This window comes from Aeromonas sp. 130281, from assembly GCF_056642115.1.
Window position 1 is genome coordinate 200,030 of the sequence record NZ_JBWVQS010000007.1, and the last position, 9,662, is coordinate 209,691.

The 9,662-nt window shown below is 61.8% G+C and carries 7 protein-coding genes and 1 rRNA gene; 6 read left to right on the top strand and 2 right to left on the bottom strand.

Going from position 1 to position 9,662, the window contains the following annotated elements:
* Positions 1-21: 21 nt before the first annotated feature.
* The 3 genes from slmA (at position 22) to pgi (ending at position 3,765) form a co-directional block, all read left to right on the top strand.
* Positions 22-618: a nucleoid occlusion factor SlmA gene (gene slmA / locus AC1IN8_RS17675; protein ID WP_005323760.1), complete on the top strand. Its 597-nt coding sequence runs from the start codon at positions 22-24 to the stop codon at positions 616-618.
* A gap of 268 nt (positions 619-886) precedes the next feature.
* A complete protein-coding gene (locus AC1IN8_RS17680) occupies positions 887-1,723 on the top strand; it encodes a mechanosensitive ion channel domain-containing protein (protein WP_139438123.1) in 837 nt (278 codons plus the stop codon).
* Between the two features lie 392 nt (positions 1,724-2,115).
* On the top strand, positions 2,116-3,765 hold the full coding sequence (pgi, locus tag AC1IN8_RS17685; protein WP_479759910.1) for a glucose-6-phosphate isomerase: 1,650 nt from the start codon (positions 2,116-2,118) through the stop codon (positions 3,763-3,765).
* A 151-nt stretch (positions 3,766-3,916) separates the two neighbouring features.
* Here the strand turns inward: pgi and ilvC are convergent, their stop codons facing one another.
* Complete coding sequence (gene ilvC / locus AC1IN8_RS17690) at positions 3,917-5,398, bottom strand: ketol-acid reductoisomerase (protein WP_479759912.1); 1,482 nt, start codon at positions 5,396-5,398, stop codon at positions 3,917-3,919.
* 224 nt (positions 5,399-5,622) lie between these two features.
* Here ilvC and ilvY point away from each other — a divergent pair, with 224 nt between their 5' ends.
* From ilvY to AC1IN8_RS17705, 3 genes are all read left to right on the top strand, one after another.
* Positions 5,623-6,516, top strand: coding sequence for an HTH-type transcriptional activator IlvY (gene ilvY, locus AC1IN8_RS17695; RefSeq protein WP_247627608.1), 894 nt, complete (start codon positions 5,623-5,625; stop codon positions 6,514-6,516).
* Between the two features lie 102 nt (positions 6,517-6,618).
* Positions 6,619-6,810, top strand: a complete 192-nt coding sequence (locus AC1IN8_RS17700) for a hypothetical protein (protein WP_106887833.1) — start codon at positions 6,619-6,621, stop codon at positions 6,808-6,810.
* A 90-nt stretch (positions 6,811-6,900) separates the two neighbouring features.
* Positions 6,901-9,474, top strand: coding sequence for a bifunctional acetate--CoA ligase family protein/GNAT family N-acetyltransferase (locus AC1IN8_RS17705; RefSeq protein ID WP_479759914.1), 2,574 nt, complete (start codon positions 6,901-6,903; stop codon positions 9,472-9,474).
* 100 nt (positions 9,475-9,574) lie between these two features.
* Here the strand turns inward: AC1IN8_RS17705 and rrf are convergent.
* Positions 9,575-9,662: ribosomal RNA gene (rrf, locus tag AC1IN8_RS17710) — 5S ribosomal RNA — on the bottom strand; the annotation flags it as partial.

Here is a 9,662-nt window from a genome sequence, read left to right on the forward strand (position 1 = left end):
TTGTTTTTTTTAGGGGAATCCATGGCAAGCAGTAACCAGAAACAGAGTCGGCGCGATCAGATCCTGCAGGCACTCGCCCACATGCTGGAAACCAGTCCGGGCCAGCGCATCACCACGGCGCGCCTCGCAGCCGAGGTGGGTGTGTCCGAGGCGGCCCTCTATCGACACTTTCCGAGCAAGGCGCGGATGTTCGAGGGACTGATCGACTTTATCGAGGATTCCCTGCTGTCACGGGTCAACCTGATCATGGCCGAAGAGAAGGACACCATGGCCCGCTGCCACCATATACTGCAGCTGCTGCTGGTGTTCGCCGAGCGCAATCCCGGCATCACCCGCATCCTCAACGGCGATGCCCTGCTTGGCGAGCACGATCGGCTGCGGGATCGCATCAGTGCCCTGTTTGACAAGCTGGAGACCCAGCTCAAGCAAGCACTGAGGGAGAAGCGGCTGCGGGAAGGCCAGGGCTTCCAGCTCGATGAGACCATGCTGGCCAACCTGCTGCTGGCCTATGCGGAGGGCCGCATCAGCCAGTTCGTCCGCTCCGAGTTCAAGCTCAAGCCCACCGCCGGCTTCGAGGATCAGTGGCAGTTTATGCGCAGCCAGTTATTGCAAAGCTGAGCCGAGCCAGAGGGACGGATCGACCTACATACCTGCTCCGAATAAAACCTTTACCCATCACCGGGTTAGAGGCTCGGTGGCAATAGATGCGCAACCCATAGCTGCAAAGCTGGACCATACTGGTGGGTGCGAAGCGGGAGGCCTTGGCCTCCCTTGTTTTTTGTGGCAGCTTTTGATGGCAGAGAATAAGCACCAGATGCGACCCAGGTTGTCGCGCTCCGGTGTTAGATTTATCCGCCATAAACCTTCAATACCAACAGGACACCCTATGGAACCCGAGATCATCACAGAAGCGCAGACCTGGCTGGTCAATAACCAGGGACTGATCATCGAGTATTCGGTCAACATCGCCGCCGCCCTGCTCACCCTGCTGGTCGGTTACATCGCCGCCAACATCATCAGCGGCGGCGTGACCAAGGTAATGCATACCCGCAAGCTGGACACCACAATCACCCACTTCGTCGGCAGCATCCTCAAGTACACCATACTGGTGTTCGTGGTGATCGCGGCCCTGGGCCGGGTCGGGGTGCAGACCGCCTCCTTCGTCGCCATCATAGGTGCCGCCGGTCTGGCCATAGGTCTGGCGCTGCAAGGGTCCCTCTCCAACTTTGCCGCCGGTTTCCTGCTGATCATCTTCCGTCCCATCAAGGCCGGTGAGTTCATCGAGGTGGCCGGTACCAACGGCGTGGTGCAGGCCGTTCAGCTGTTCACCACCACCCTCACCTCCGCCGACAACAAGATGGTGGTGGTCCCGAACTCCGCCATCCTCAACGGCACCATAGTCAACTACTCCCGCATGGACACCCGCCGGGTCGACATGACCTTCGGCATCGGCTATGGCTCGGACCTGCGCAAGGCCAAGCAGATCCTGGAGCGTCTGGTGAATGAAGAGACCCGCATCCTCAAGGATCCGGCCGTCACCATCGCCGTCGCTGCCCTGGCCGACTCCTCGGTCAACATAGTGGTGCGTCCCTGGGTCAAGACGGGCGATTACTGGGGTGTCTGGTTCGACTTCCACGAGAAGGTGAAGCTGGCCTTCGATGCCGAGGGCGTCGAGATCCCCTTCCCCCAGATGGTCATGCACATGCAGAAGACCCAGGCCTGAATCCAGTGATGATGGCCACGATGCCAGCCTCAGGGCTGGCATCGTCGTTTCCGGGGCAGGGGAAAAGCCAGCCACGGGCGGCCTGACCCCCGCCCAATACCCGCTCGCCTCACCCCATCTCCGGCCCCGCCTCTCCCCTGCCACATTGAAACCCCTTTCAACCTGACGAGACTGGCGAAGCATGAGCCAACGCAAGATCTCATGACCCCTGCTGACTCATAATCGCAGCGTTTTGGTTGTAAACTCCTTCGATGCAGACAATTGGTAAAGCTCTGTTACACGGGCCGCACCATGTGCCCGGTATAATGGGCCCGGTATAGTGCTCGAATAATAAGGTTTGGCGGGAGCCTTGCCTGCAAGGTTCAAACACAACTTGGAAGACTGATAATCCTATGAAAAACATCAATCCAACCCAGACCCAGGCCTGGCAGGCACTGGAAGCCCACTTTGCAGCGAACAAAGAGACCCGGCTGAAAGATCTGTTCGCCCAGGATCCCCAGCGTTTCGACAAGTTCTCCCTCACCTATCAAGGCGACATCCTGGTCGACTACTCCAAGAACCTGATCACCGAGGAGACCCTCAAGCTGCTCATCGATCTGGCCAAGGAGACCGATCTGCGCAGCGCCATCGATGCCATGTTCAACGGCGACAAGATCAACATGACCGAAGGCCGCTCCGTGCTGCACGTGGCCCTGCGCAACCGCTCCGACCGCCCCATCGAGTGCGACGGCAAGGACGTGATGCCGGAAGTGAACGCCGTGCTGGCCAAGATGAAGGGCTTCTGCGAGAAGATCATCTCCGGCGAGTGGAAAGGCTACACCGGCAAGGCGATCCAGCACGTGGTCAACATCGGTATCGGTGGTTCCGATCTGGGCCCGGTGATGATCACCGAGGCGCTGCGCCCCTACAAAAACCACCTGCAGATGCACTTCGTCTCCAACGTCGATGGCACCCACATCGCCGAGACGCTGAAGAAGATTGATCCGGAAACCACCCTGTTCCTGGTGGCCTCCAAGACCTTCACCACTCAGGAGACCATGACCAACGCCCTGACCGCCCGCGACTGGTTCATCCAGATCGCCGGTGACAAGGCCCACGTTGCCAAGCACTTCGCTGCGCTCTCCACCAACGGCAAGGCCGTGGCCGAGTTCGGCATCGACACCGACAACATGTTCGAGTTCTGGGACTGGGTTGGCGGCCGCTACTCCTCCTGGTCTGCCATCGGCATGCCCATCGCCCTGTCCGTCGGTTTCGACAACTTCGAAGCCCTGCTGCAAGGCGCCTTCGAGATGGACATGCACTTCGCCACCGCCTCCTATGAGCAGAACGTGCCTGTGCTGCTGGCGCTGATCGGCCTCTGGTACAACAACTTCCACGGTGCCGAGTCCGAAGCCATCCTGCCCTACGATCAGTACATGCACCGCTTCCCTGCCTACTTCCAGCAGGGCAACATGGAATCCAACGGCAAGTACGTGGATCGCAACGGGAACCCGGTTGACTACCAGACCGGCCCCATCATCTGGGGTGAGCCGGGCACCAACGGCCAGCACGCCTTCTACCAGCTGATCCACCAGGGCACCAAGCTGATCCCCTGTGACTTCCTTGCGCCGGCCATCAGCCACAACCCGATCGGCGACCACCATCCGAAGCTGCTGGCCAACTTCTTCGCCCAGACCGAGGCGCTGGCCTTCGGCAAGAGCAAGGAACAGGTCGAGGCCGAGTTCCTGGCGGCTGGCAAGACGCTGGAGCAGGTCAAGGATCTGGTGCCGTTCAAGGTGTTTGAAGGCAACCGCCCGACCAACAGCATACTGTTCAAGAGCCTGACCCCGAAGACGCTGGGTGCCCTGATCGCCATGTACGAGCACAAGATCTTCGTACAGGGCGCAATCTGGAACATCTTCTCCTTCGACCAGTGGGGCGTGGAACTGGGCAAGCAGCTCGCCAACAAGATACTGCCGGAGCTGGGCAGCAATGACGCCGTCACCAGCCACGACAGCTCCACCAACGGTCTGATCAACACCTGGAAATCCTGGAAAGCCTGATTTTCCAAGTCTTTCTGAATGCAAAAGCCCCGCTCATTGAGCGGGGCTTTTTGTTGCCGGAAGCCGGCGTTGCCATCCTGTGGAGATCTGGCCAGGTGTCTAAGCCAGCCAGAAGACGGGGATCGTCACCCCCGCCCTTCCATCGCCGGCATTAACCGCCGACGGCGATGCGTTTCATGTCTTTCATGTAGCCACGCAGGGTATGGCCGATCGCTTCGATCGGATGGCTACGAGTCGCCTCATTGGCCGCCAGCAGGGCCAGGTTGTCCACCGCCTTCGGCTCGGCGCGGGCGCTGCCCAAATCACCAGCCTGGAGGGTCGGCATAAAGTGCTCGCGCAGCAGCGGCACGGCGGCGTTGGCGAACAGATAGTTGCCGTACTCCGCGGTGTCGGAGATGACCACGTTCATCTCGTACAGACGCTTGCGAGCGACTGTGTTGGCGATCAGCGGCAGCTCGTGCAGGGACTCGTAGTAGGCGGACTCTTCATAGATGCCGGAGGCCACCATGGTTTCGAACGCCAGCTCGACACCCGCCTTGACCATGGCCACCATGACCACGCCATTGTCGAAGTACTCCTGCTCGGCGATCTTGCCCGCATAGGCCGGGGCATTCTCGAAGGCGGACTTGCCGGTCTCTTCGCGCCAGCCGAACAGCTTGGCATCGTCTTCGGCCCAGTCGGCCATCATGCCGCGGGAGAACTCGCCGGCAATGATGTCATCCATGTGCTTCTCGAACAGCGGACGCATCAGGGTGCGCAGCTGCTCGGAGAGCTCGAAGGCACGCAGCTTGGCCGGGTTGGAGAGACGGTCCATCATCAGGCTGATGCCGCCCTGCTTCAGGGACTCGGTGATGGTTTCCCAGCCGAACTGGATCAGCTTGCCGGCGTAGGCTGGGTCAGTGCCCTCGGCAACCAGCTTGTCGTAGCAGAGCAGGGAACCGGCCTGCAGCATGCCGCAGAGGATGGTCTGCTCGCCCATCAGGTCGGATTTCACTTCCGCCACGAAGGAGGATTCCAGCACGCCCGCACGGTCGCCACCGGTGGCGGAGGCCCAGGCCTTGGCGATGGCCATGCCTTCACCCTGGGGATCGTTCTCCGGGTGAACGGCGATCAGGGTCGGCACGCCGAAGCCGCGCTTGTACTCTTCACGCACCTCGGTACCCGGGCACTTGGGCGCCACCATGACGACTGTGATATCGGCGCGGATCTGCTGACCCTCTTCCACCACGTTGAAGCCGTGGGAGTAACCCAGGGCGGCGCCCTGCTTCATCAGCGGCATGACGGTCTTCACCACGTCGGAGTGCTGCTTGTCCGGGGTCAGGTTCAGCACCAGATCGGCGGTCGGGATCAGATCTTCATAGGTACCGACGACGAAGCCGTTGTCGGTGGCCTTCTGCCAGGAGGCACGCTTCTCGGTGATGGCGGCCTTGCGCAGGGCATAGGAGATGTCCAGCCCGGAGTCGCGCATGTTCAGACCCTGGTTCAGACCCTGGGCGCCACAGCCCACAATCACCACCTTCTTGCCCTTGAGCGCCGCACAACCGTCAGCGAACTCCTCGCGCTGCATGAAACGACACTTGCCCAGCTGGGCCAACTGCTGACGCAGGTTCAAGGTGTTGAAATAGTTAGCCATGGTGATTGCTCCGTTCGATTGATTCCATGCCGGGTAGCGGCGTTGTCCAAACCACTATAGCGCGGGACACTTATTGCCTGAACTGATATATTCGAAACAGTACGTTGCAGAAATTGAAATATGACTCTTGGCATTCTCAGGCCGTTTTTCCCACCCGGTGCATCTCGGGGGCTTGCGGCCTGAAGGTATATGGTCGGCACAAGCGCCGCTGCAGGAATTCAAAGATGGACCTTCGCAATCTCGAACTGTTTCTCCACCTCGCCGACTCCCTCCACTTCGGCAAGAGCGCCGACGCCATGGCGGTCAGCCCCTCCACCCTGAGCCGCGCCATCCAGCGGCTGGAGCAGGAGACCGGCTGCGTGCTGTTCGAGCGGGACAACCGCAGCGTGCGGCTCACCCCGGCGGGAGAGAAGCTGAGGGAGTTCGGTGGCAGCCTGCTGCAGGAGTGGCGGCGGCTCAAGCAGGAACTCAGGCGCAGCGACGAGCCGTTGCAGGGGCGGCTGCGGGTCTTCTGTTCGGTCACCGCCAGCTACTTCCTGCTGCCCGAGGTGCTGGAGCGCTTTCGCCGCCGCTACCCCCAGCTCGAGATCAAGCTGGAGACCGGCGACCCCGCCCTGGCGGTGGACAAGATCCTGGCCGACGAGGCCGATCTCGCCATCGCCGCCAGGCCGGATGCCCTCTCGTCCAAGCTGGAGTTCGCCAGCCTGCAGCAGGTGCCGCTGGTCTTTATCGCCCCCCGCAATGCCCCCCAGCAAAGCCAGTGGTTCTCCCAGGGCGAACCCGACTGGGAGCGACTGCCGCTCATCCTCTCGGAGCAGGGGCTGGCCCGCAAACGCTGTGATCAGTGGTTTCGCAACAAGGGCATAGCCCCCAACATCTATGCCGAGGTGGCGGGCAACGAGGGCATAGTCGCCATGGTGGCCCTCGGCTTCGGCGTAGGCCTGGTGCCTGCCGCCGTGATCGATCACAGCCCCATGGGGGACAAGGTACGCATCGTCGATCCCAAGCCCGCCCTCAAGCCGTTCGATGTCGGCATCGCCGTGCTCAAGAAGCGGCTGGAAGAGCCGCTGATCCGCGCCTTCTGGGACACGGCCCGCGGTCAGGGAGGACTGCGCTGACTCCGGGGCTGCCCCAGCACCAGTGTCAAATGTGTCAGTATGAAAGCCCTGGAGAAGAGGGGACACTGGCCGGCAAATCCATCCACCACAGAGGATCACGCCGTGAGCCAGCATCTTGTCGAAATCCAGAGTGCCATCCTGTTTGCAGAGTACCTGCAGAGCCTCGGAGTTCAGCGCACCTCGCTCGATCGGGAGCAGGAGATCTATGTGCAAGACAGGCACCTGGCCACTGTGCGGCGCATCCAGGGTGAACTGAGATTTTATCTGCGTGCCAATGCCCTGGCCCGGTCGTGATCCGAAATGGGTCACAGAACGAACGCCTGAAGCGTATTAGACTGGCACCATACGTCGCCCTCGCCTCGGGGGTCGCCATGAGGAGTGCCCATGAAACCAAGCGGCCTGGATCGGCTCTTCAAACCCCAATCGATTGCCGTCATCGGTGCCTCCAGTGACCCCCAGAAGGCCGGGCATGTGGTCATCCGGCATCTGCTCGCGGGCCAGTTCAAGGGCCCCATACTGCCGGTCAGCCCTCACTGCCGGGCCGTCGCCGGCGTGCTCGCCTATCCCGATATCGAGAGCCTCCCCCTCTCCCCGGATCTTGCCATCGTCTGCACCCGGCGCGAGCGGGTACTGCCGCTCATCGAGGAGCTCGGCAAGAAGGGCACAGGGGCGGCCATCATACTGGCCGCCCACTTCTCCGGCGACGAGCGCCAGCGGCTCAGGCAGCTCTGCCGGCAATACGGCATCCGCCTGCTCGGCCCCAACAGTATGGGCATGCTGTTGCCCGGGCAGGGCATCAACGCCAGCTTCTCCCCCATTGCCGCCACTCCGGGGCAGGTGGCCTTTTTGTCCCAGTCGGCGGCGGTCAGCACCACCATCCTCGATTGGGCCAAACAGCGGGAGATCGGCTTCTCGGCCTTCGTTTCGCTTGGGGATCACTGCGACATCGACTTCGGCCAGCTGCTGGATCAGCTCTCCCGCGACGGGGCAACCCGCGCCATCCTGATCTACATGGACAAGCTGCACGATGCCCGTCACTTTCTCTCCGCCGCCCGCGCCGCTTCCCGCAACAAGCCCATTCTGGTGCTCAAGAGCGGGCGCCACGATCCGGCCAACGGCCTCGACAACGTCTATGACGCCGCCATCCGCCGGGCCGGCATGCTGCGGGTACGGGACACCCACGAGCTGTTTGCCACCGTCGAAACCCTGAGCCACTCCCTGACCCTCAAGGGGGAGCGACTCGCCATCCTCTCCAACGGGCGCGGTCTGGCCAACATGGCCGCAGACGTGCTGCTGGCACGCGGCGGCAAGATGCCCATGCCCCCTCTGGACATAGGCAGCGATGCCGATGTGGAGGCCTACCGAACCGCGCTGGACGAGCTGCTGCAAGGGGACGGAGCCGATGCCATACTGCTGATCCACGCCCCCTCCCTCACCGCTCGCGGTGCGACCCTGGCCAGCAATCTGATCGATTTCCTCAAGCAGCACCCCAGAGCCAGGCGTTTCAACATACTGACCAACTGGGCGGGAGAATACTCGGCCCAGGAGGGTCGACGCCTGTTCAATGAAGCGGGGATCCCGACTTACCGTACTCCGGAGAGTGCCGTCACCGCCTTCATGCACATGGTGGAATACCGCCGCAACCAGAAACAGTTGATGGAAACCCCCGCCTCCCTGCAAGGGGACAGACTCGATGTCGAGCGCTGCCAGCAGTTGCTCCGCCAGGCGCTGGATCGCAAGCAGCGGGTACTGGACACCCACCTGGCGCAACCCATCATGCAGGCGGCCGGTCTCTCCACCCTGTCGACCTGGATAGTTTCCGATGCCATCGAGGCGGCGCTGACCGCGGAGCAGATAGGCTATCCGGTGGCGGTGAAGCTGCGATCCCCCGACATCGCCCACAAATCCGAGGTGCACGGCGTCATGCTGAATCTGCGCACCTCGGCGGAAGTGGCCCAGGCGGCGGATGCCATCCTGGATCGGGTCCGCCAGCACGACCCTGGGGCCCGAATAGAAGGCCTGCTGGTCCAGCGCATGGCAAAACGCAGCGGTGGACTCGAGCTGCGCATCCGCCTGCAGCAGGATCCTGTGTTCGGCCCCGTCATCCTGCTCGGGGAGTCCGGTGCCGAACCCCACGAGATGGTCGCGGCCCTGCCACCGCTCAACCAGGCGCTCGCTCGCTACCAGATCATCGGTGCCCTCAAGAACGGCAAGATCCGCGAACAGGCCAGCCCGGTACGACTCGATATCGATGCCCTCGCCCAGGTCTTGTGCCAGCTCTCCGAGCTGCTGCTGGCCTTCCCCGCAATCCAGGAGCTGGACCTGCATCCACTGCAGGCCTGCGGCGAAGAGATGGTGATCCTGGATGCCAGGCTGGTGCTGATGGAAGAGGGTCGGCAGATGCTGCCACTGGCCATTCGCCCCTATCCCACCGAACTGGAGGAGGGTGCCTGGCTGAAAGATCAGAACCATGTGCTGCTGCGCCCGATCCGTCCTGAGGATGAACCGGCCCACAAGCAGTTCGTGCTCAAGGTCTCCGATGAGGACAGATACAAGCGCTTCTTCGCCGACGTGGGAGAACTGGGGCACGAAGAACTGGCCCGCATGACCCAGATCGATTACGACCGGGAGATGGCCTTCGTCGCCGTGGGGCAGGATGGGCCCTACAACCAGCAGATCCTGGGAGTGGTGCGCGCCATCTCCAACCCGGACCAGTCTGACGCGGAATTTGCCATCCTGGTGCGATCGGATATGAAAGGGCTGGGACTCGGCAAGCTGATGATGGAGAAGATAGTGCGCTACGCCAGAGAGCGCGGCATCGGCCAGCTGTCGGGCATGACCATGCCCAGCAATCGCGGCATGATCAATCTGGCCAAGCGGCTGGGTTTCCAGATCGACATCCAGCTGGAAGACGGCATAGTCAATATGGTGCTGCCCTGCGCAGATCAGGGCCGATGAAGAGAGGATGCGGTTGTAAATCAACCGGATATAGATGGATGCAGTGAATGTCAGGCAATAAAAAACCCCGCTCGATTGAGCGGGGTTTCTTGTATTGGGTGCCTGGCAGTGTCCTACTCTCGCATGGCGAATGCCACACTACCATCGGCGCTACCGCGTTTCACTTCTGAGTTCGGCATGGGATCAGG